We start from the raw sequence: 19,726 nt of genomic DNA, 5'->3' as shown, positions 1-19,726 counted from the left end.
TCGACGCGGGCGGCGAGGTCGGCGAACGCGGCTTCGAACGCATCGTCGGTGTCGGCCCGGACCGGGTCGGGCACCGACCAGTGCAGCCGGGGCCGGACTGGGCCGGTGAGTTCCTCGTGGGCGTTGTCGCAGACGGCGATGATTAGGTCGTCGTCGCGCACGATGTCGGCGACGTGGGAGGTGCCGACCGGGTTGAGCGTCAGCCCGTGTCGCTGGGCCACCGCGACCGCGCGGGGGTGAACCCGTTCGGCGGGCTTCGTCCCCGCCGACGCCGCTGGGGTGTGAGCGCGATCGGACCACAGGGCGGCGGCGAGCTGCGAGCGGGCGGAGTTGCGGGTGCACACGAACACCACCCGGCCCACCCCCGCCAGCGGCGCCGGTGTCAGCGCGGCCAGGGCCTCTGGGCGCAGCCGCAGGTAGGTCCGACGGCGGTCACCCTCGGAACGATCCCGGACGACCAGGCCCGCCTCGGTGAGGACCTTGACGTGGTGAGCGATGAGGTTCGTCGGCAGGTCGAGGTCGTGGGCGATCTCGCCGGGGGACGCGTCGCCGAGGGTGAGCGCGTCCACGATCGCCAGGCGCGCCGGGTCGCCGAGCGCGGCGTGGATCCGGGCGCGCCCCTGCACCGAAGAAAACTCGACAACCATTGACTCAATGATTGTTGAGCCTTCTGATCCTGTCAAGCGGAAAGTGCGGCGAGCCTCATCGGGAGGCGGACGCGGGTCCCCTGCGCGGTGTCGGTCGCGACGCCGCGCACGTCGTCGCCGCGCTGGCCGCGACCGCGTCGCGGGGTCTGTCCCGGCTCAGGCGACGGGCGTCGGCTGCACGCTGAGCAGTGCGGCGAGCTGGCGCAGGATGGCCGGCCGGGCGCGGTAGTAGACCCAGGTGCCGCGCCGTTCGGCGTCGACGAGGCCCGCTTCGCGCAGCGTCTTGAGGTGGTGCGAGATCGTCGGCCCGCTCAGGTCGAACGCCGGGGTCAGGTCGCAGACGCACGCCTCCCCGCTGTCGGCGGAGGCGATCATCGACAGCAGCTGCAGTCGCACCGGGTCGCCGAGGGCCTTGAACGCCGGCGCCAGCATCGCCGCGGCCTCGGCGGGCACGCGCCGCTGCGCCAATGGTGGGCAGCACGGCGTCTCGGCAGTCAGGTCGATCAGGGCGAGCGGAGCAGCTTGCTTCGACATTCCTCTAGATTGACACTTCCCTAATCAGTGTGCAACTCTCTGATTCGACGAACGTCAAGACAGCCGTTCGGAGGAAGGAGACCGCCATGCTCCGGTTCGCCCGTCGATCCTCGCCACCGGCCGCCGGTATCCGGTTCTGCGACGCGTGCGCTCGGGTCACCACCACCGAGCAGCGCGCTCAGCGCCACTACGACGCCACTCGCACCTACGCCTACGCGGCGTACGGCCGGTGGTGACGGAACCCGCCGGGTAGTCTTAATCGTTGATCGGCGATAGGCGATAGAGGGAGTTGCGGTGGGTGACCTATTCGACCGGGCGACCGCGGAGACCTACGCCTCCTGGTTCCGGGCCCTGGCGGATGCGACGCGCGTGCAGATCGTGGAGTACCTGGCCCGCCAGGCGCGCCCGATGAGCGTAGGCGAGATCGTCGCCGCCGTCGGCCTGGCGCAGTCCACGGTCTCGCAGCACCTGAAGATCCTCACCGAGGTGCGGTTCGTCCTCGTCGAGCCGGTCGGCACCGCCCGGCACTACCGGATCAACGACGCCTGCGTCGGCTGCTTCCCGTCGGCCGCCGACGTGGTCATGGGCCGCCCCGCCCCCACGCCGGTCGCAGCCTGCTGATGGCCCAGGTCACCGTCCGCCCGATGAGCGCCGACGACGCCAACCGGGTCCTCGCGATCTACCAGGCGGGCCTCGACGGCAGTAACGCCAGCTTCGAGACCACCGCACCCACCTGGACCGCGTTCGACGCCGCCCGACTGCCGCAGCACCGCTTCGTGGCCGTCGACGGCGACGGCGCCGTGCTCGGGTGGGTCGCGGTCTCACCAACGTCGACCCGCCCGGTCTACGCCGGGGTGGTCGAGCACTCCGTCTACACCGACCCCGCCGCGCGCGGACAGGGCGTGGCCGGACTGCTGCTGGACGCGCTGATCACCTCCACCGAGGCAGCCGGCATCTGGACCATCCAGTCAGTCGTCTTCGGTGAGAACACCGCCAGCCTCCGCCTGCACCAACGCGCCGGATTCCGCGTGATCGGCGTCCGCGAACGGGTGGGACGCCACCACGGCCGGTGGCGCGACGTGATCCTGCTGGAGCGCCGCAGCCCCACCATCTGAACCCTCCCGCGCCCTGCCACCACAGCACCACCACACCCTCTTGATTCGACAATTCTCAACACAGAGGAGACACCTGATGAGCGCCCTGAACGAGTTGCCCGTCGTGGTCATCGGCGCCGGCCCGGTCGGCCTGGCCGCCACCGCGCACCTACACGAGCGTGACCTACCGTTCCTCGTCCTGGAGGCCGGTGACACCCCCGGCGCCGCCATGCGGCAGTGGGGACACGTGCGCGTTTTCTCCCCCTGGCGCTACAACATCGACCCCGCCGCCCGCCGCCTGCTCGACGACGCCGGCTGGGTCGCCCCCGACCTGGAGGACCTGCCCACCGGCGCGGAGTTGGCCGACGTCTACCTCCAGCCCTTCGCCCAACTGCCGCAGCTCAAGCCGCACCTGCGCTACGGCGCCCGGGTCGAGGCGATCAGCCGCGTCGGCCTGGACCGGCTGCGCACCGCCGGCCGCGACACCACGCCGTTCCTCGTTCGCCTCACCGACGGCGAAGAAATCCACGCCCGTGCCGTCATCGACGCCTCCGGCACCTGGGGCACCCCGAACGTCCTCGGCGCCTCCGGCCTGCCCGCCCGCGGTGAGACCGCCGTCGCAGCACACCTCGAGCACGCACTGCCCGACGTCCTCGGCGCCGATCGGGACCGGTTCGCCGGGCGGCACACCCTGGTCGTCGGCGCCGGTCACTCCGCCGCCAACACTCTGCTCTCCCTCGCCGACCTCGCCGCCGAACACTCGGGCACCGAGGTGACCTGGGCGATCCGCACCAGCTCACCGGCGCGCACCTACGGCGGCGGCGACGCCGACGCCCTACCCGCGCGGGGCGCGCTCGGCTCGCGGCTGCGCGCGCACGTCGACGCCGGCCGGATCCGCCTGCTCACCGGCTTCTCCGTGCACGCCCTCACCCCCACCGACGGCCGGGTCAGCGTGATCGTGCGCCACGCCGACGGCAGCGAGGAGCAGACCACTGTGGACCGGATCGTCGCGGCCACCGGCTTCCGCCCCGACCACTCGATCGCGGCAGAGCTGCGCCTGGACCTCGACCCGGTCATGGGCGCCACCCGGGCCCTGGCACCGCTGATCGACCCCAACGAGCACTCCTGCGGCACCGTGCCCCCACACGGCGTCACCGAACTCACCCACCCCGAGCCGGGCTACCACGCCGTCGGCATGAAGTCCTACGGGCGGGCACCGACCTTCCTGATGGCCACCGGCTACGAGCAGGTCCGCTCCGTCGTCGCCGCTCTCGCCGGAGACTGGACCGCAGCCCGCGACGTGCAACTCGACCTACCCGAAACCGGGGTCTGCAACAGCAACCCCGACGACTCCGCGACCAACGACAGCTGCTGCGCGCCGGCGCCGGCCGCCCAGACCTCCGGACGAGGCCTGGCCACCGGCATCTCCGGTGGGCTCCTCGCCGCGCCGCTGACCCTGCTCACCCTCGACGCCGCGCCCGCCGACGCGCAGACAGGCGGCTGCTGCAGCAGCAGCAGCAGCTGATGCCCACCACCATCACGGTGCCCGCCGACCCCACTGTCGGCGGGCACCACGGCTGGCGGGTCGTCGCCGCCCTCGCCGTCACCTCGACCATCGGCTACGGCACCCTCTACTACGCCTACGCCGTCCTGCTCACCCCCATGGCCGCCACCCTCGGCGTCTCCACCACCGCCGTCACCGGCGCGCTCACCGCCTCGGTCCTCGCTGGAGCCCTCGCGGCCATCCCCGTCGGCCGGTGGCTCGACCACCACGGCGGACGCGCCCTCATGACCACCGGCTCGATCACCGCCACCGCCTTGCTGATCGCTTGGTCCCAGGTCCACACCATCGGACAGCTGTACGCCGTCATGATCGGCATCGGGATCACCGGCGCGATGGTTCTCCACGAACCCGCCTTCGCCGTCATCGTCGCCTGGTTCACCCCCGACCGGCGCACCACCGCCCTGCTCGCCGTCACCATCGTCGCCGGGTTCGCCAGCACCATCTTCATGCCCCTGACCGGCCTCCTAAGCGCACACCTCGGCTGGCGCGACGCGCTGCTCGTCCTCGCCGCCATCCACGGCGCGGTCACCGTGCCCCTGCACGCGCTCACCATCCGCCAGCCCCGAACGGTGGCGACGACGGCACCCGCCGGCACCGAGCGGTCCGGGCACGCCCAACGGCGCGCCGTCGCCCAGGCCGCGATGCACGACACCCGGTTCTGGATCCTCGCAGCGACCCTGATCGCCCACGGCGCGGCCACCAGCACCATGACCGTGCACCTCATCGGCTACCTCATCAGCCGTGGACATCCCGCCACCCTCGCCGCCACCATGACCGGACTGCTCGGCGTGCTGTCCGTCACCGGACGACTCGTCCTCACCGCCGCCCGCCGACGCCTGCGCATCACCACGATCGTCGCCGCGGTCTTCGCCACCCAGGCCGCCGCGGTCCTCGCCATGCCGCTGCTCGCCGGCACCCGCACCGGCGCGATCATCACCGTCGTCGGCTTCGGACTCGGCTTCGGCATCACCAGCCTCGCCACCCCCGCCCTGCTCACCGACCGATACGGCACCATGGCCTACGCCACCATCGCCGGACGACTCGCCGCCCCCGTCACCATCGCCAAAGCCGCCGCACCCCTCGCCGCCGCCGGCCTCCTGCACACCACCGCCGGATACACACCCCTGCTCACCGCCGTCGCCGCATGCTGCGCCCTCGCCGCCACCGGCATGCTCACCCGCGCCACCACCACGGCGCCAAACCCCAGTATCTGACCTGGCCCGCAGAGGCGAGGCACTACCGCCGGGCAGGCGGACCGGTGGCGCTCCGAGGAATGGCTGCGGTGCCACGGCGGCTTCGTCGAGCGTTGGGCTTGCATCCGGTACCCAGGTACAGGCTTACCGTCATCGGCATGAGCGGCGATGACCAGACGTGGGTGCCCGAGGCGTGCATCCTGCCGAGCGTGCAACAGCCGCTGCGGGTGGCCGAGTTCGACGACCTGTTCGCCACCGCCCTGCTCGCGCAGCAGCGGCTGTCCCCCACCGAGCTGCGGTGGCGTCTCGATCCGGGCGCCGAGACGACCGTCCGGGACCTGACCGGCCGGGAAAGTTCCTGCTGCTCGTTCTTCACCTTCACCATCACTGGCGACACCGACGCGCTGCGCCTTGACGTGCAGGTGCCGGCCGCGCACGTCGACGTCCTCGACGCGCTCGCGCAATGGGCCGCCGCCAAGATGACGGCGTGAACGGGCTGCGCAGCAGCCAGGTCGCCGCCGCGGCCGGGGGGTGAACCCGCAGACGCTGCGCTACTACGAGCGCCGCGGCCTGCTCGCCGAACCAGAACGAACCCTGGGCGGGCACCGCCTCTACCCCGCCGAAGCGGTCACCGTGCTGAAAGTGATCAAGACGGCGCAGGGGCTCGGGTTCACTCTCGACGAGGTCGCCGACCTGCTCGATGCGGGCCAGCACCGCCACGGCCGCCACCCCGACGCCGGCCTGCGGTTCCGCGCCCACGCCAAGCTCGCCGAGGTCGAGGCGAAAATCGCCGACCTGCACGTCATTGCCGGCACCCTGCGGGCCGCGGTGAACGCTGGCTGCGACGACCTCGTCGAGTGCACCGGAGAGCCGTGCTGCCCCATCCCGTTCGCCACCATTGCCGTCAGAGGAGTCCCCGATGCCGAAGATCGTTGACCAGATCACTGCCCGGTCCCGCCGAGGGCTGCCCTTCGGCCTGACCGGCCTGCCTGGGCTGACCTACGCGGCGTACTGCGCCATCCCGCTGGGCTCCAGCGGCATCGGGCCTAGCCGGATTTAGGTAGGGTCGCGTCGGTGCTGGCGGGTTCGTGCCAGTACGCCGAGGAGCATGAGCAGGGCGACGGCCTGGGCGAGCACCACGGCGATGATCAGGCTTGGCACTGAGCGGTCATAGAGCAACCCCGCCGTGGCACCGCCGGCCAGGGCTCCGGCGCCCTGCACAGCGGCGAAGATGCCGTACGCGGTGGCCCGCCGGTCTCGTGGCACGAGATCGGCGACCATGGCTTTGACAGTGGAGTCCTGCAGCCCGACAGCAGCACCCCAGACCACGACCCCGAACACCGCCGCCGACAGGCCGCCACCAAACGCCAGCGGCGGCACGACGGCAATCATGGCCGGTAGCGCCACCAAAACCCACGGGCCGGCTCGGTCGTACAACACCCCGGTCACCAGTGCGGCGAGCGCACCGGCAGCCATCGCCGTCGCGTACATCAGCGGCACCGCCGCTGTCGCGACCACGCCCGCGCGCACCAGATGAAAACCGATCAGCCCGAAGGTCACCAGACCAGCGGTGCACACCGCCATCGCCGCTGCGAACCAGTGGAACCTGCCCGGTAGCGGTTCCCGACCGGTCTGCGCCGCGGCCCCTGACCTTGCGCTGGTGTCGCGCTCTGCGGGAGAGGCACCGGTCCGCGCCCGAAGCGTGATCAGCAGGAGCATCGCCACCACGGCCGGCACGGTCAGCACCGCCAGCCCCGGCCACAGCGCGCCGGCGGTCACCGCGACGACCGCGGCGACCAGCAGCGGACCGGCGAACGCGCCGATCTGGTCGAGGGCTTTGTGCACGCCCAGCCCGCGGCCCATCCCGACCCGGCTCGCGGCATCAGCAAGCAGCGCCGACTTGGCCGGGCTACGGATGGCCTTACCGAGCCGTTCGCCGAGGATCAGCACCGCGGCCACGGCCAGGCCGGCACCCCCCAGAATCGGGGTTACCGCAAGTAGCGGTACGCAGACCGCGGTCAGTCCGTACCCCACGATCGTCAGGGTCCAGTACCGGCGGGTCCGGTCCGCCATTGGCCCGGACACCAGACGCAGCAGTAACGCCGCGGCCTCGCCGGCGCCGGTGATCAGGCCGACGAGGACAGCCGACGCGCCCAACGAGGCCAGCAGCGGCCCGTAGATGGAGCGGGCGCCCTCGTAGACCATGTCTGCGGCCAGGCTTACCACACCGAACCCGACGACCAACCGCCATGCCTGACCAGTGCTCGCCGCCACCAGGGTTCGACCGGTGGTGGGGGTCACTTGCGCCGCGTCGGCAGCATCGTCGACACGATCCGCTCCAGCAGACATGCCGGAGATTATCCGCACGGCCCGTTCCGGGCGGGTACAGGCTCGGCAGCCAGCGTGTTTGTTCCGGTCTGCCGACAGATGGCGATTCACGCAGGCGCGCCGGGCGCAGCAACCGCTCCACCTTCGTCCGGCGCGTAGACAGCGGCTGACTAAACAACCCGGCGGCGCGGCCATGGCGAAGCACATCGAACGCGACCAGCGGGGCCGGATGTTGCCGCACGCGCGGACCGGATCCCCAGGCCAGCTGCCGCGGCGACATCACCGAGGCCGGGCCTCCCGTGGCCTCGCGGTCACTCGAGCCGAGCGGCCGGCTTGCCGTGCGGCCGGGCCCGCCCTACGCCGGGCCCGGTCTGAGCCACGACCGGTTGGCCATCGGCGTCGGACTGTTGCGGGTCGATGTGGTCGACGTGACGCAGTGCCTGCGCGAGGAGCTTGCGGACGTGGTCGTTGGCGGCTGAGTAGTACATGAACGTGCCCTGCCGGCGGGCCGTCACGAGCCGTGACATGCGTAGCTTCGCCAGGTGCTGACTCACCGCCGTCGGAGAGGTTCCGGCGAGGTCAGCCAGGCAGGCGACGGACGACTCACCCTGCAGCAGCGCCCACAGGATCTTGATCCGTGTCGGGTCGGCGAGCAGCCGGAACGTTTCGGCCGCGAGGTCCACCTGCTCGTCGTCGGGCATGTCGAAGTCGGGCACCTGCTCATGCATGGCTGGCACTCTATCTGACCATCCAACTGAATACGTACTTGCGTACCTTCGCGGATGCGCAGGTACGCTGTCGGCCGTGACGATCGACGAACGCACTCGGGCGGCGGCAACGCCGTCGGTGCTGAGGACACGAACACGAGCTGGTTGGTGGTGGTCGGTTCCGGAGGTCCGCTGGGCTGGCGCAGCGAAAGGGCTGTTCGCTCTTGGCCTGCTCGCGCAGCTGCTCGGCGCACCGGCCTGGGTGTGGTGGGTGCTCTATCTCGCCTGTTGTGCCAGCGGCGGCTGGGAGCCCGGCTGGGCCGGGCTGCAAGCGCTGCGCGAGCGCCGCCTGGATGTTGATCTGCTGATGGTCGTCGCGGCGGTCGGGGCGGCCTCGATCGGTCAGGTCCTCGACGGGGCGCTTCTGATCGTCATTTTCGCCACCTCTGGCGCGTTGGAGGCGGTCGCGACCCGTCGCACCGAGGACTCCGTGCGCCGGCTTCTCGACCTCGCCCCCGAGCACGCCAGCCGGCTCACCGCCGACGGCGAGCAGAGCGTCGCGACCGCCGATCTGGACGTCGGGGACGTGATCCTGGTCCGGCCCGGTGAACGGATCGGCGCCGACGGCCACGTCCAGGACGGCATCAGCGAGGTCGATCAAGCCAGCATCACCGGCGAGCCGCTGCCAGCGGACAAACAACCGGGCGACGAGGTGTTCGCCGGCACTGTCAACGGCACCGGCGCCCTGCGCGTCCGGGTCGCCCGCCCCGCCGCCGACAGCGTCGTCGCCCGCATCGTCACGCTGGTCGAGCAGGCCAGCGCCACGAAAGCCCCCACCCAACTGTTCATCGAGAAGATCGAACAGCGCTACTCGATCGCCATGGTCACCGCTACGATCGCCCTGTTCGTCATCCCGCTGCTGTTCGGAGCGGAGTTGCAGGCGACCCTGCTGCGCGCCATGACCTTCATGATCGTGGCGTCACCCTGTGCCGTGGTCCTGGCGACCATGCCACCGCTGCTGTCGGCGATCGCCAACGCCGGCCGCCACGGAGTCCTGGTCAAGTCGGCCGTCGTGATGGAGCAACTCGGCGCCACCACCCGCGTCGCCTTCGACAAGACCGGCACCCTCACTGAAGGCCGCCCCCATCTGAGCACCATCCGGCCCCTGCCCGACACAAGCATCGACGAACACGAGCTCCTCGCTCTGGCAGCCTCTGCCGAAAACTCATCCGAACACCCCCTCGCGCGCGCCATCGTCGCCGCCGCACGCGACCGCCACCTGACACTGCGACCCGCCCTGTCGTTCACGTCCTCACCCGGCTTCGGCATCACCGCCGACATCGACGGCCGCACCGTCCAGATCGGCAACCCACACCGTCTGCTCGACACCCAACCGCCAAACGCGGACCGGCAGGCCTGGCGGCGCGCACGCGACGCCGTTGCCGCACTCGAGCACGACGGCGAAACCGTGGTACTGGTTCTCGCCGACAACAGACCCCTCGGAGTTCTCGGCCTCACCGACCGGCTGCGCCCGCAGGCACGGTCCACCGTCGCTGCGTTGACCGCCTCCACCACAGCCCCACCGATGCTGCTGACCGGCGACAACGCCACCGCAGCCGCCCGCATCGCCGCCGACACCGGCATCAGCGAAGTCCACGCCGGACTGCTGCCGGAGCAGAAGGTCGACCACGTCCGCGCACAGACCACCGCCGGGCACCGGCTGCTGCTGATCGGCGACGGCGTCAACGACGCGCCCGCGCTCGCCGCCGCCCACACCGGCATCGCCATGGGCCGCTCCGGCGCCGACCTGAGCGTCGCCACCGCCGACGCCGTCATCGTCCGCGACGACCTGACCACCATCCCCGCGGTGATCGACCTCTCCCGGCGCGCCCGCCGCCTGGTCACCGCCAACCTGATCATCGCTGCCACGTTCATCGTCGTCCTGGCCGGCTGGGACCTCCTCGGCCATCTCCCACTGCCGCTCGGCGTCGCCGGCCACGAAGGCTCCACCGTCATCGTCGGACTCAACGGCCTGCGCCTACTCCGCAACGCCGCATGGCGCCCCGCGCACCCCAACTAACCCGGGTCGTTCCACAGGAGTTCCATGAAGTCACCGACGTCCCACGCCGGGCACGCATGGGCGCAATCACCGGCCAAACCCGGTCCGCCAGCGTCCTCGAACACGTCGGCGCGGTACGACCGTGGACGCACGCCTACCCGTCAAGCCCACCGCACATCCGCCCGGCGCCCGGAAGCGCGCAAACGGCCAGGGCCATCTCGGCGACGACGTGCGGCGCATCCGCCGGATCGAGCCGTCCGGCTGCGACGTCGCCTGCCGCGCCGTGCACGATGTGGTGCAGGACGCTGGACAGCAGGTCGGCGGCGATGTCGGCCCGAAACACGCGTTCGGCCTGACCGCGACGGATCAGGCCATGAACCCGTTGCTCCGGTTTCGCGTGCAGCTCCTGCACCCGCCTTGGGGACAGGGCCTCCTCCGCCGCTTGCAGGACCGACGACGCCTGGGCGATCAGCAACCATCCCGACTCCATGAGCGCCCGCAGCCCGTCGCGGGGATCACCGCCGAGATCGACGGTCTCCAACACCTCGTCGCCTCGGGCCAACAGTCGGACCAATGCCGCCTCGACCAGCGCCTCCCGGGACGGGAAGTGTCCATACAGGGTGACCCTGCCGACGCCCGCCTCCTGCGCGATGTCGTTCATGCTCGCCTGCGGGTTGCGCCCGAGGCAGGCGACGGCCGCTTGCACGATCTTTTCGGCGTTCTGCCGAGCGTCCGCCCGGCGGGCCGTGGTGTCGGAGCGGGGCATGCGACGTCCTTAAGTCAAACAGTGCGTGTATGGGTTACAGTACCGGACGCAAGTTGAACACGGCTTGTACAACTTAGCCCCGGAGGCGCTCACCGTGTCCGAGTCCACGCCCGCAGCCACCCTTCCAACCCAACCGACCCGCACACCGGATCCCCGACGCTGGCGCATCCTCGGGTTGGTGGGCGTCGCGCAGCTCATGCTCATCCTCGACGTCACCGTCGTCGCGATCGCCCTGCCACACATGGGCGCGGACCTTGACCTGCGGCGGGAAACCCTCACCTGGGTGGTCAGCGGCTACACCCTCGCGTTCGGTGGACTCCTGCTACTCGGCGGTCGCGCCGCCGACCTGTTCGGCCCCCGCCGGCTCATCCTGACCGGTCTGCTGCTGTTCGCCCTCGCCTCCTTGACCGCCGGACTGGCGACCTCCGGGCCCCTGCTTCTCACCGGCCGAGTGGCGCAGGGACTGGCCGCCGCCATGCTGTCCCCGGCGGCCCTCTCGCTCATCGTCACCACCTTCGACGGCGACGAACGCAACAAGGCGCTCGGCATCTGGTCCGCGCTGGGCGGCAGCGGCGCCGCGCTCGGCGTCCTGCTCGGCGGGCTCCTCACCGCCGGACCGGGCTGGGCGTGGATCTTCTTCATCAACGTCCCCGTCGCGGTGGTGCTGCTGTTCACGCTGCGCTCGCACCTACCAGCGCAGCGCGCATCCGCACCGCACGCCACGCTCGACGTTGCCGGCGCCGCCTTGGCGACAACCGCGACCGCGACCTTGATTTATGCGCTGATCAGGGCGGGAGAGCACGGCTGGGGCCACCTGGAGCACCGCGCTCCTGCTGCTGGTGTCGGCGCTTGTCTACACCGCTTTCGTGGCCCGCCAGCGCCTCGCCGCCAGCCCACTGATGGACGTACGGCTCCTGGCCCGCAGGCCCGTGGCGACCGGCAGCCTGCTGATCCTCGTCGCCACCGCACTCATGATCATGATGTTCTTCCTCGGCACGTTCGCGCTGCAGCAGCACTACGGCTACGGCGCACTGACCACCGGCCTGCTCTTCCTGCCCAGCGCGCTGTCCACCATGCTCGGCGCACAGGCGGCCGGACGCGTCATCGGCCGCACCGGAGCCCGCACCTTGGCGGTGGCCGGGCTGACCGTTGCCGCCGCCGGCCTGGCTGTCCCGGCGATCTGGACCGGAGCCGCCCCCCTGGTGGCCGGTATGGCGGTCGCGGCGGCCGGTACCGGAACCCTTTTCGTGGTGTCGGCCGCCACCGCGCTGGGACAGGTCGCGGCCCACGAAGCAGGCCTGGCCTCGGGAATCGTCAGCACCTTCCACGAATTCGGGGCCTCCGTCGGCGCAGCAGTCGTCTCGAGCGTGGCCGCCGTCAGCATCGCCGGCACCGGCACCGGCGGCTTCTCGCGCGGCTTCACCACCGCCGCGATCGTCGCCGTCGTCACTGCCGTCGCCGCGCTGGCCATCACCCCAAATCCCCGCTCCCGGTGAACGACCGTTACGTGGTGCGGCCGGGCCGGGTCTCCGACGCCCCCGCGCTCGCTCGCCTTCACGCGTCGGTTCAGCTTCAATCGGTAACCGGTGGGCAACCGCACCCCGGCATCGCCGCCTGGGTCGAAGACCTGCTGGACGGTCATCCCTCGGTCGCGCCCGACGACTTCCTGGTCGCCGAGGACACCGCCACCGGCCGCCCGGTCGCCAGCCTGGTCGGGCTGCGGCAGAACTGGAGCCTGGCCGGAGTCCCGCTGCCGGTAGCCCAGGTCGAGTTGGTCGGTACGGCGCCGGAGCACCGCGGCAACCGGCTCACCGAGCACCTGTTCGCCGCCCTGCACCACCGATACGCGCTCGACGGTGTGCCGGTCCAGATGATCGAGGGAATCCCGTACTTCTACCGGCGGCTCGGCTACGACTACGCCCTGGCCAACGACGGCGCCTGCTCGATGCCCTCGTCCGCGCTGCCGGGCGCCTCCCAGGACCGCTCGGACAACCGTATTGCCGGCATGACGGTGCGCCCGGGCACCGTCGCCGACGCGGACGCCCTCGCCGACATTGACCGACGCCTCGCCGACGGCAACGCTCTTGTCTGCCCGAGGGACGCGACGGTGTGGCGGTACGAGATCACCGGGCGCCGTCCGGCGGATCTCGCCCGCCGCGTCGTCGCCGTCCTAGCGCACGACGCCGAGGTACTCGGATACCTGGTCCACGGCGCCCGGCTCTCCGCTACCGGCGAGCTGGTGGTGGTCGCGGCCGCGTGTCAGCGACCAGTCGACTGGCCGCGCGCCGCCGCCGTGATGCACGCACACCTGGGCCACGTCGGCCGGCAGTACGAGGCATCGGCCGGTCAGCCGTTCACCGCGGTGCGCCCCATCCTCGACCCGGAGCACCCCCTGGCCCGACTCGGCCCGCCCGGTGTGCCGAGGCGACCCAGGGGTTGGTACGTCCGCATCGGCGACCTGGTCGAGCTGCTCGCCCGGCTGCTGCCGCTGCTGCGGGAGCGCTGGCGCGCCGCCGACCTGCGGTGGCACGAGCCGGCCTTGACCATCGACACCTACGGCCGAGCCGCTCGGCTGGAGTTCACCGACGGCGAGCTGAGCGCGGTGACGGTCCTGCGGGGCGCCGTCAGTCCTGCCACCGACCCCGGGACCCACGCCGCCATCCCGCCCGGTGGGCTGCTTCACCTGGCCCTCGGGCATCGCACCCTGCCCGACGTGCTGGACGCCTGGCCGGACTGCCTTCTGCGTGACCGCGTCACCGAACAGTTTCTGACGGCGGCGTTTCCCCGAGTGCCCGTGCGGGTCTGGCCCCGCAACTGACCAGCGGGCCGAGTCGACGCCGTATCGCGGCGGCCGGGCACGGGCCGCTTCCCGCGAACATCCAGGTTCTGGAGCCGGCGTCTTCGCCGCGGAGGCAACGAAGCCCCAAGCACAGCTTTGGGGGCGGCTGCGCGAGTGCGGCGGCCGAGTCGACCGTTGTTGCCGGCCTCGGCCTGGCGCTGCGGGGATTGTCCACACACGAAACGGTGTGCCCGGGCGTCGAGAACGCCCGGGCACACACTGCAGCACTCAGAGGCGGGCGAGGATCCTGTTCATGGTGTCGATCTCGGCCTGCTGGTCGTCGGCGATCTGCTGGGCGAGGGCTTTGGCGTCGCTGTTGGCGCCGTTGCTGATCTCGTTTTTGGCCATGCTGATGGCACCCCGGTGGTGGGCAATCATCATCGTGAGGAACTGCCGGTCGAAGTCCGCGCCGGTCGCGGCGGCGAGCGCGGCCATGTCGGCGTCGGTCATCATGCCCGCCATGCCATGGTCCGTGCCGGGTGAGGCGTTGGCGTCCTCACCGTGATGCGCGCCGGAGGCGGTGGCCGTTGGCGCCGGTGTGCCCCAGGCGGCCAGCCACCGAGTCATGGTGGTGATCTCCGGTGCCTGAGCGGCCTTGATCTGGGCGGCCAGGTGCGTGACGTCGGCGTCGGTTGCGCGGGAGGCGGCGAGGTCGGCCATCTGCACGGCCTGCTGGTGATGCGGGATCATCGCCTGGGCGAACGTGACGTCGGCGGCGTTGGCAGCGCCAGGGCTGCTCGGGGCCGGGCTGAGCGTCGGGCTGGCCATGCTGTCGCTGTTGTGGCCCCCGGCGGCGGAGCCGTGCTGGTCGGTGCCGCAGCCGGCGAGCGCGACGGCGGTGGTGAGACTGGCCGCGGTCAGGACGGCGCGGCGCAGGCGGGTGCGAGTCATCGCAGGATGTGCCTTTCGATGTCGAGGAAACTGCGGGAACAGGTGCGTGCGAGCCGGCGGGACGTGTCCCGCCGCAGGTCGCAGCGCCTATACGCGCAGCACCGACACCGAGGCCAGGTGCAATCCGATGCGGGGCGCTGGTGGCGCCCGGGAACTCGCGGCACGCCGGCGGGGGCGCTGCCGTAGGCGGGCGTGACTCGTGCGGGCGAGCAGGAGTACGCCGAGGGCCACCGCGAGGCCGACAGCCGCCACGAGGGCCAGGCACACCTGCCAACCGGGCAGGTGCCCAGTGCCGTGGCCCAGCGGGGAAGCCGATGGGTGATCGCAGCTGTCGCTGCCGCAACCGTGGGCCGCGGGCGGGGCCGGCTGCCCGGCAGCGTGATCGGCGTGCCCGGCGGCGGATCGCATCGACATGACGGGGTCGTGGCCGAGGCTGTGCATGGCGGCCAGCCCGACAAGGGTGCAGGCCAGCAGCACGAACCGGACGAGGAGCCCGGTTCGTGCTGCTGGCGGTGTCATGCGCTTCACGCTAACGGACCGGCGCCGGATCCTTCGAGGCGAACCCGCGATCAAGAGCTGAATCATCCGGGTGGCGTAGCTGCACGCGGCGCAGCAGTTGAGCGTTGAGCGCGACCACGATGGTGGAGGCGGACATCAGCACCGCGGCGACCGCGGGGCTCAGGCTCACTCCGGCCCAGGCCAGAGCCCCGGCGGCCAAGGGCAGGGCGACGACGTTGTAGCCGGCGGCCCAGGCCAGATTTTGGATCATCTTGCGGTAGGAGGCGCGCGAGAGCCGGATGACTCCGGTGACCCCGCGCGGGTCGGAGGAGGCGAGCACGACGCCCGCGGATTCGATCGCGACGTCGGTGCCGGCGCCGATGGCGATGCCGACGTCGGCGCGGGCCAGCGCGGGAGCGTCGTTCACGCCGTCACCGACCATCGCCACCCGCAGGCCCCGGCGTTGCAGCTCGCCGACCGCCTCGTCCTTGTCGGCGGGCAGCACCTCGGCGAACACCTCGTCCTCACCGGGCCGGAAGCCCAGGTCGGCGGCGACCGCCTCGGCAACCGGCCGCGCGTCTCCGGTGATCATCACGATCTTGCGGATGCCCTGCTGACGTAGGTCGGCGATGGCTTGGCGCGCCTCGGGGCGGATCTGGTCTTCGAGGGCGAGGGCGCCGATGACGCGTGCCTGCTCGCCGTCGAGCCGCAGCAGGTGTAGTACCGCCGCTCCCCGCCGGGACCACTCGGCCCGGTGCTCGTCGAGGTCGCCGGGCGCCGTGGCGTCGAGTTCGCGCAACAGAGCCGGTCCGCCGACGGCATAGCTGACGCCGTCGACGTCGGCGCGCACCCCGCGACCGGTCAGCGACTGGAAGCCGGTCGCGGTGCGTCGGGCGCCCTGCTGGGCGGCGGCGGTGACGATGGCCCGCGCCAGGGGGTGTTCGCTGTCGGCCTCCACCGCCGCCGCGACGGCCAGCACGTCGGTCTCGCTGACGCCGCCGGTGGCGGCGACACCGGCGACGACGTGCTCGCCGCGGGTCAGGGTGCCGGTCTTGTCGAACAGCACCGTGTCGATGGTGCGCATCCGCTCCAGGGCGAGGCGGTCCTTGACCAGGATGCCGCCCTTCGCGGCCACGGCGGTGGACAGGGCGATCACCAGCGGGATGGCCAGGCCCAGCGCGTGCGGGCAGGCGATCACCAACACCGTGACGGTGCGGACGACGGCCTCGTCGAGGTTGCCGACCAGGGTCCAGATCAGCAGCGTCGCGGCGGCGGTGACGGTGGCGATGTAGAACAGCCAGGCCGCAAACCGGTCAGCGAGGAACTGCGCCCTGCCGCTGGACTGCTGGGCCTGCGCGACGAGGCGTTGGATGCCGGCCAGGGCGGTGTCCTCGCCGACGGCCTCGACGCGCACCCGGATGGCCGCGTCGGTGGCGACCGTGCCCGCCACCACCCGGTCGCCACGGGCGCGGCCGACCGGCCGGGACTCTCCGGTGATCATCGACTCGTCCAACTCCGCGCGGCCGTCGGTGATGCGCCCGTCGGCCGGCACCCGCCCACCTGGGCGCACCAGGACCACGTCGCCGACGCCTAGGTCGCTGACCCGCGCCCGTTCGGGCTGTCCGTCACCGCCGAGGCGTTCGGCCTCGTCCGGCAGCAGCGCGGCCAGGGCCGACAGGGCGCCCTGAGCCTGACCGATGGCCTTCATCTCCTGCCAGTGCCCGAGCAGCATGATCGTGACCAGAGCCGCCAACTCCCACCAGAAGTCCAGGTCGAACACGCCCAGCGCGGTCGCCGCCGAGGCCACGTACGCCACGGTGATGGCCATCGCGATCAGCAGCATCATCCCCGGCGCCCGGTCACGGACCTCCCGCACCGCGCCCTGCAGGAACGGCCACCCGCCGTAGACGAACACCACCGTGCCCAGCACCGGACCCACCCAGTCGACGCCCGGGAAGTCCAGCCGATAGCCGAACCAGCCCATCACCATGTGACTGGTCACCACGATCGGCACCGTCAAGACGAGACTCAGCCAGAATTTGTGGCGGAACATCTCCGGGTCATGCCCGGCGTGCTTCTCGTGCCCGCCATGGCCGGCGTGCCCGGCAGTGCCGGCGTGCCCGGCAGTGCCGGCGTGGGTGCTGGGCTGAACAGGCTCCCCGCCCAGACCCTCTCGGCTACTTCGGTGATCACCGTGGCCGCCGTGTCGGTCCACGGTCTCACCCGGCGTCCACATCCGGTGGTGCTCGTCCTCGTGCGACATCCTCACCGCCTCCTCACCCTCAAGATACCCCCCGGGGGTATTGCCGTCCAGGTGTGTCGACGTTCCGCACGTCACCCTCGTGAAGCCAGCATTTGTCAGCGACGCAGGACAGGAGCCCGCAGTTCGTCACTTCGCCACCAAAGGAGCAGCGGCCCGCATCGCGCCAGACTTGATCGCCGATCAACAGCGTTGATGCGACACGGCCTACGCGTCGCCGCCGGCCGTGCGCGGCGGGTGGCGGTCGCCTCGTAGCCGGTACGCCGCCAGAGCAATCGGGAAACGGGGCGCACACTCTTTAACGCGATCACAAGTCATGCGATGCGCACGTGGTGAACCGTCGCCTGGGAGCGACCAGACCTGCGCGTGTCGGCACCGGCACGTCAGCGGGATGCCGGCATCGCGCCACGCTGGCGCAGGCCGTAGCGGGTCAACCCGCGATTCGCCGAGAGCCCAAGCGACCTACCTCTTTAAGCCCTGGCCGAAAGACCTGCACCGAATGGTGCCGACGTGCCCGGCGGGGTCGGCACATGCCAGCCGGACGGCCCTCGACCGGCCAAGCCATCAACGGCGGGGGCGGTCCGGCAGCATCAGCTACTGCTCGACGCGGAACCTGCTGCGGCGGTCGAGCGGCTGCGAGAAGGCGATTAACCGTCGCAGGCGGTTCGGAGGGCACCTGACGAGTTGCGGGGTTTTCCCGCGAGGAGCAGGTCAGCCGATCCTGGGCGGTTATTCGCTGGTCGCGGCAGCGGGTTATACCGCGGCCAGGCCCAGGGCCTCGTCCACGCGGCTCAGCACGGCGACGTCGTCGTGACCCACCCCGCGTAGCAGGTCGACGGCGGTCATCCGAATCTGGCCGATGATTATGGTGAGCGGCAAGGTTAGATCGGTCTCGAGCAGTTTGGCGGCGATCCGAACGGCCTGCAATGCGCCGTCATCGGCCCGGCCGGCATGCCAGTCCGGGTCGTCGTGGCCAGTCAGGTCCGTCGTCATCGCCTCCCCCGCGGCACGAACGGCGCCGGCCAGCGCATGGATCGCCTCGCTCAGCTCAGGCGGCGTCGTCGTGTGTAGCCGGATCAGGGTCACCGCGTTGCGGGCCAGCACCCGGATGTCACCCACGACGTGGTCGAGTTGGCCCGCGGTCGCCTCGACCTTCTCCACCTTGCCTAGGTGACGGCGTCGACGCACCCTGAGCTGGAGCGTCTCGCCTGCGGCCCACACCGCACTGCGGAGCCGATCCACGCACACCTTCAGCTGGTACGCCCGGTCCAGAGCGGTGCTGGCCGCCGACTCGTCACACTCGTCGAGCGCCTTGTTGATGGTATCGAGCAGATCAGCCAGGTCGGCGAAGGTCCGCCTGGCCTCCGCGACGAGTGGGGCGAGGGGTTTCCGGGCGACGGAAAGCTGGCTCGCGGTGAGCGCGACCGCGCCGCCGATCAGCGCGTCGACGAACCGGAACGGTATGAAGGTGCCCTGCGGTGCGGCCACCACGACAAGATAGAGCGCGCTGATCGCCGCTTGTACGACAAGCGTGCTGCTCGCGCCCATCGCGACCATCGGAGCGATGGTCAGCAGGAGGACGATGACGATCGTGCTGATGCCCGGGCCGAGCGCTTGCACCACCAGGTCCGCGACAAGCACGCCAGCGGCAACGCCGAGCACGATCTCGATAGTCTGCCGAAGGCGTCGCCCACGGGACTCACCAAAGGACAACCAGCGCGGCGGACGGCGCGAACGCGGGGTCCGGATGGCCGATGATCTCAGCGGCGACGACCCAGGCGAGGACCGCCGCCATGCTCGCTTCGAGCACCGGGAGACCGGCGCGTCGCATCCGCCTTTCCGCGGACCGCAACCACTCACGCACCTGGCACCCCTCGTCGTCGGACCGGTCTCACCCTCACAACCTGTTGACCGGTCGGACGGCACGAGTGAGTTGATCTACCCGGGACGGGTGGCGGCGTAACCATGGGACGCCCTCGATGAGGCGGTTCGACACGACAGCGGGCAGCAGCAGTGGGCTGGTTGCATGACGCAAGTGCCAGGTAGCGGACGTGGTGCACTGTGTGACGTGGCTCTACCGCAAGAGCCTCCCGGCTGGTGCTGGGTGGCAATCTCTGAGCCGGGCCAGGGAAGGCAGAACGTGAGTAGTTTGGAGTCGCTGCGGCAGTTGCTGCAGCAGTCGCACCACGCGCGTCCGGATGATCTGCCGGAGATGGCGATGCGGGCGGCGCCGCTGCTGGACGCGCGTGCGCTGGTGATCTACCTGGTGGACCATCAGCAGCGGCTACTGCTTCCGCTGATCGGCGGCAGCGCGCCGGCCCGCGACCCGATCGACATTGACGGCAC

General features: G+C 71.2%; 21 protein-coding genes and 2 pseudogenes. 13 read left to right on the top strand and 10 right to left on the bottom strand.

Annotation, left to right across the window (positions count from 1 at the left end; all coding sequences use genetic code 11):
• Both ABZS40_RS34695 and ABZS40_RS34690 read right to left on the bottom strand, forming a co-directional pair.
• Nucleotides 1-647: helix-turn-helix domain-containing protein (locus tag ABZS40_RS34695; protein ID WP_354948690.1), on the bottom strand; the 647-nt coding region annotated here is incomplete at its 3' end.
• 156 nt (nucleotides 648-803) lie between these two features.
• Nucleotides 804-1,181: a metalloregulator ArsR/SmtB family transcription factor gene (locus ABZS40_RS34690; RefSeq protein ID WP_354948688.1), complete on the bottom strand. Its 378-nt coding sequence runs from the start codon at nucleotides 1,179-1,181 to the stop codon at nucleotides 804-806.
• A gap of 86 nt (nucleotides 1,182-1,267) precedes the next feature.
• Here ABZS40_RS34690 and ABZS40_RS34685 point away from each other — a divergent pair, with 86 nt between their 5' ends.
• The 8 genes from ABZS40_RS34685 to ABZS40_RS34650 all read left to right on the top strand — a co-directional run bounded on the left by ABZS40_RS34685 (nucleotide 1,268) and on the right by ABZS40_RS34650 (nucleotide 6,092).
• Nucleotides 1,268-1,417, top strand: a complete 150-nt coding sequence (locus ABZS40_RS34685) for a hypothetical protein (RefSeq protein WP_354948686.1) — start codon at nucleotides 1,268-1,270, stop codon at nucleotides 1,415-1,417.
• 43 nt (nucleotides 1,418-1,460) lie between these two features.
• Nucleotides 1,461-1,802: a metalloregulator ArsR/SmtB family transcription factor gene (locus ABZS40_RS34680; protein WP_354948697.1), complete on the top strand. Its 342-nt coding sequence runs from the start codon at nucleotides 1,461-1,463 to the stop codon at nucleotides 1,800-1,802.
• Nucleotides 1,802-2,296, top strand: coding sequence for an N-acetyltransferase family protein (locus ABZS40_RS34675; RefSeq protein ID WP_354948684.1), 495 nt, complete (start codon nucleotides 1,802-1,804; stop codon nucleotides 2,294-2,296). The genes ABZS40_RS34680 and ABZS40_RS34675 overlap by 1 nt, the downstream gene beginning before the upstream one ends.
• A gap of 76 nt (nucleotides 2,297-2,372) precedes the next feature.
• Nucleotides 2,373-3,800, top strand: coding sequence for an NAD(P)-binding domain-containing protein (locus ABZS40_RS34670; protein ID WP_354948682.1), 1,428 nt, complete (start codon nucleotides 2,373-2,375; stop codon nucleotides 3,798-3,800).
• Nucleotides 3,800-5,053 carry an MFS transporter gene (locus ABZS40_RS34665; RefSeq protein WP_354948680.1) on the top strand — a complete coding sequence of 418 codons (1,254 nt, stop codon included), beginning with the start codon at nucleotides 3,800-3,802 and terminating at the stop codon, nucleotides 5,051-5,053. Before ABZS40_RS34670 ends, ABZS40_RS34665 begins: the two co-directional genes overlap by 1 nt.
• A gap of 137 nt (nucleotides 5,054-5,190) precedes the next feature.
• Entirely contained in the window at nucleotides 5,191-5,523 is a 333-nt protein-coding gene (locus tag ABZS40_RS34660) for a hypothetical protein (protein WP_354948678.1), read from the top strand.
• A 40-nt stretch (nucleotides 5,524-5,563) separates the two neighbouring features.
• Entirely contained in the window at nucleotides 5,564-5,968 is a 405-nt protein-coding gene (locus ABZS40_RS34655) for a MerR family transcriptional regulator (RefSeq protein ID WP_354948676.1), read from the top strand.
• Nucleotides 5,952-6,092 carry a hypothetical protein gene (locus tag ABZS40_RS34650; RefSeq protein ID WP_354948674.1) on the top strand — a complete coding sequence of 47 codons (141 nt, stop codon included), beginning with the start codon at nucleotides 5,952-5,954 and terminating at the stop codon, nucleotides 6,090-6,092. Before ABZS40_RS34655 ends, ABZS40_RS34650 begins: the two co-directional genes overlap by 17 nt.
• Here ABZS40_RS34650 and ABZS40_RS34645 read toward each other — a convergent pair.
• Entirely contained in the window at nucleotides 6,089-7,381 is a 1,293-nt protein-coding gene (locus ABZS40_RS34645) for an MFS transporter (protein WP_354948672.1), read from the bottom strand. The two genes, ABZS40_RS34650 and ABZS40_RS34645, sit on opposite strands and share 4 nt — an antisense overlap.
• A gap of 290 nt (nucleotides 7,382-7,671) precedes the next feature.
• Nucleotides 7,672-8,088, bottom strand: coding sequence for a metalloregulator ArsR/SmtB family transcription factor (locus tag ABZS40_RS34640; protein ID WP_354948670.1), 417 nt, complete (start codon nucleotides 8,086-8,088; stop codon nucleotides 7,672-7,674).
• 76 nt (nucleotides 8,089-8,164) lie between these two features.
• Between ABZS40_RS34640 and ABZS40_RS34635 the strand changes: the two genes are divergently transcribed.
• Nucleotides 8,165-10,147 carry a heavy metal translocating P-type ATPase gene (locus ABZS40_RS34635; RefSeq protein ID WP_354948668.1) on the top strand — a complete coding sequence of 661 codons (1,983 nt, stop codon included), beginning with the start codon at nucleotides 8,165-8,167 and terminating at the stop codon, nucleotides 10,145-10,147.
• 133 nt (nucleotides 10,148-10,280) lie between these two features.
• Here the strand turns inward: ABZS40_RS34635 and ABZS40_RS34630 are convergent, their stop codons facing one another.
• The gene (locus ABZS40_RS34630; protein WP_354948666.1) at nucleotides 10,281-10,892 is read right to left on the bottom strand and encodes a TetR/AcrR family transcriptional regulator; all 612 of its coding nucleotides are present in this window, start codon (nucleotides 10,890-10,892) and stop codon (nucleotides 10,281-10,283) included.
• Nucleotides 10,893-11,088: 196 nt separating this feature from the next.
• On the opposite strand from ABZS40_RS34630, the pseudogene ABZS40_RS34625 reads away from it, so the two are divergent.
• From ABZS40_RS34625 to ABZS40_RS34615, 3 genes and pseudogenes are all read left to right on the top strand, one after another.
• Nucleotides 11,089-11,526, top strand: a pseudogene (locus ABZS40_RS34625) (MFS transporter); the annotation flags it as partial.
• Nucleotides 11,527-11,758: 232 nt separating this feature from the next.
• The gene (locus tag ABZS40_RS34620) at nucleotides 11,759-12,388 is read left to right on the top strand and encodes a hypothetical protein (RefSeq protein ID WP_354948695.1); all 630 of its coding nucleotides are present in this window, start codon (nucleotides 11,759-11,761) and stop codon (nucleotides 12,386-12,388) included.
• Nucleotides 12,385-13,710, top strand: coding sequence for a GNAT family N-acetyltransferase (locus tag ABZS40_RS34615; protein ID WP_354948693.1), 1,326 nt, complete (start codon nucleotides 12,385-12,387; stop codon nucleotides 13,708-13,710). The genes ABZS40_RS34620 and ABZS40_RS34615 overlap by 4 nt, the downstream gene beginning before the upstream one ends.
• Nucleotides 13,711-13,959: 249 nt before the next feature.
• Here ABZS40_RS34615 and ABZS40_RS34610 read toward each other — a convergent pair whose 3' ends face one another.
• From ABZS40_RS34610 to ABZS40_RS34590, 5 genes are all read right to left on the bottom strand, one after another.
• Nucleotides 13,960-14,622 (bottom strand): DUF305 domain-containing protein, encoded by a 663-nt coding sequence (locus ABZS40_RS34610; RefSeq protein WP_354948664.1) that lies wholly within the window; start codon nucleotides 14,620-14,622, stop codon nucleotides 13,960-13,962.
• An 87-nt stretch (nucleotides 14,623-14,709) separates the two neighbouring features.
• Nucleotides 14,710-15,141, bottom strand: coding sequence for a DUF6153 family protein (locus tag ABZS40_RS34605; protein WP_354948662.1), 432 nt, complete (start codon nucleotides 15,139-15,141; stop codon nucleotides 14,710-14,712).
• A 10-nt stretch (nucleotides 15,142-15,151) separates the two neighbouring features.
• Entirely contained in the window at nucleotides 15,152-17,173 is a 2,022-nt protein-coding gene (locus ABZS40_RS34600; RefSeq protein WP_354948691.1) for a heavy metal translocating P-type ATPase, read from the bottom strand.
• A 960-nt stretch (nucleotides 17,174-18,133) separates the two neighbouring features.
• Nucleotides 18,134-19,042 carry a hypothetical protein gene (locus ABZS40_RS34595; protein WP_354948660.1) on the bottom strand — a complete coding sequence of 303 codons (909 nt, stop codon included), beginning with the start codon at nucleotides 19,040-19,042 and terminating at the stop codon, nucleotides 18,134-18,136.
• Nucleotides 19,043-19,079: 37 nt separating this feature from the next.
• Nucleotides 19,080-19,211 carry a hypothetical protein gene (locus ABZS40_RS34590; protein ID WP_354948658.1) on the bottom strand — a complete coding sequence of 44 codons (132 nt, stop codon included), beginning with the start codon at nucleotides 19,209-19,211 and terminating at the stop codon, nucleotides 19,080-19,082.
• A 309-nt stretch (nucleotides 19,212-19,520) separates the two neighbouring features.
• On the opposite strand from ABZS40_RS34590, the pseudogene ABZS40_RS34585 reads away from it, so the two are divergent.
• Nucleotides 19,521-19,726, top strand: a pseudogene (locus ABZS40_RS34585) (serine/threonine-protein phosphatase); the annotation flags it as partial.

Source organism: Micromonospora sp. NPDC005324 (assembly GCF_040607155.1).
Classification (GTDB): domain Bacteria; phylum Actinomycetota; class Actinomycetes; order Mycobacteriales; family Micromonosporaceae; genus Micromonospora; species Micromonospora trifolii.
Note: the sequence above shows the minus strand (reverse complement) of the source record. Positions and strands in the feature narration are given on the sequence as shown.

Excerpts from the sequence above, each read along its gene's own strand:
- ABZS40_RS34640 (WP_354948670.1), bottom strand. The coding sequence starts at position 8,088 with ATGCATGAGCAGGTGCCCGACTTCGACATGCCCGACGACGAGCAGGTG.
- ABZS40_RS34600 (WP_354948691.1), bottom strand. The coding sequence starts at position 17,173 with ATGTTCCGCCACAAATTCTGGCTGAGTCTCGTCTTGACGGTGCCGATC.
- ABZS40_RS34665 (WP_354948680.1), top strand. The coding sequence starts at position 3,800 with ATGCCCACCACCATCACGGTGCCCGCCGACCCCACTGTCGGCGGGCAC.
- ABZS40_RS34670 (WP_354948682.1), top strand. The coding sequence starts at position 2,373 with ATGAGCGCCCTGAACGAGTTGCCCGTCGTGGTCATCGGCGCCGGCCCG.
- ABZS40_RS34590 (WP_354948658.1), bottom strand. The coding sequence starts at position 19,211 with ATGCGACGCGCCGGTCTCCCGGTGCTCGAAGCGAGCATGGCGGCGGTC.
- ABZS40_RS34660 (WP_354948678.1), top strand. The coding sequence starts at position 5,191 with ATGAGCGGCGATGACCAGACGTGGGTGCCCGAGGCGTGCATCCTGCCG.
- ABZS40_RS34610 (WP_354948664.1), bottom strand. The coding sequence starts at position 14,622 with ATGACTCGCACCCGCCTGCGCCGCGCCGTCCTGACCGCGGCCAGTCTC.
- ABZS40_RS34645 (WP_354948672.1), bottom strand. The coding sequence starts at position 7,381 with ATGTCTGCTGGAGCGGATCGTGTCGACGATGCTGCCGACGCGGCGCAA.
- ABZS40_RS34605 (WP_354948662.1), bottom strand. The coding sequence starts at position 15,141 with ATGACACCGCCAGCAGCACGAACCGGGCTCCTCGTCCGGTTCGTGCTG.
- ABZS40_RS34675 (WP_354948684.1), top strand. The coding sequence starts at position 1,802 with ATGGCCCAGGTCACCGTCCGCCCGATGAGCGCCGACGACGCCAACCGG.
- ABZS40_RS34685 (WP_354948686.1), top strand. The coding sequence starts at position 1,268 with ATGCTCCGGTTCGCCCGTCGATCCTCGCCACCGGCCGCCGGTATCCGG.
- ABZS40_RS34690 (WP_354948688.1), bottom strand. The coding sequence starts at position 1,181 with ATGTCGAAGCAAGCTGCTCCGCTCGCCCTGATCGACCTGACTGCCGAG.
- ABZS40_RS34650 (WP_354948674.1), top strand. The coding sequence starts at position 5,952 with ATGCCGAAGATCGTTGACCAGATCACTGCCCGGTCCCGCCGAGGGCTG.
- ABZS40_RS34630 (WP_354948666.1), bottom strand. The coding sequence starts at position 10,892 with ATGCCCCGCTCCGACACCACGGCCCGCCGGGCGGACGCTCGGCAGAAC.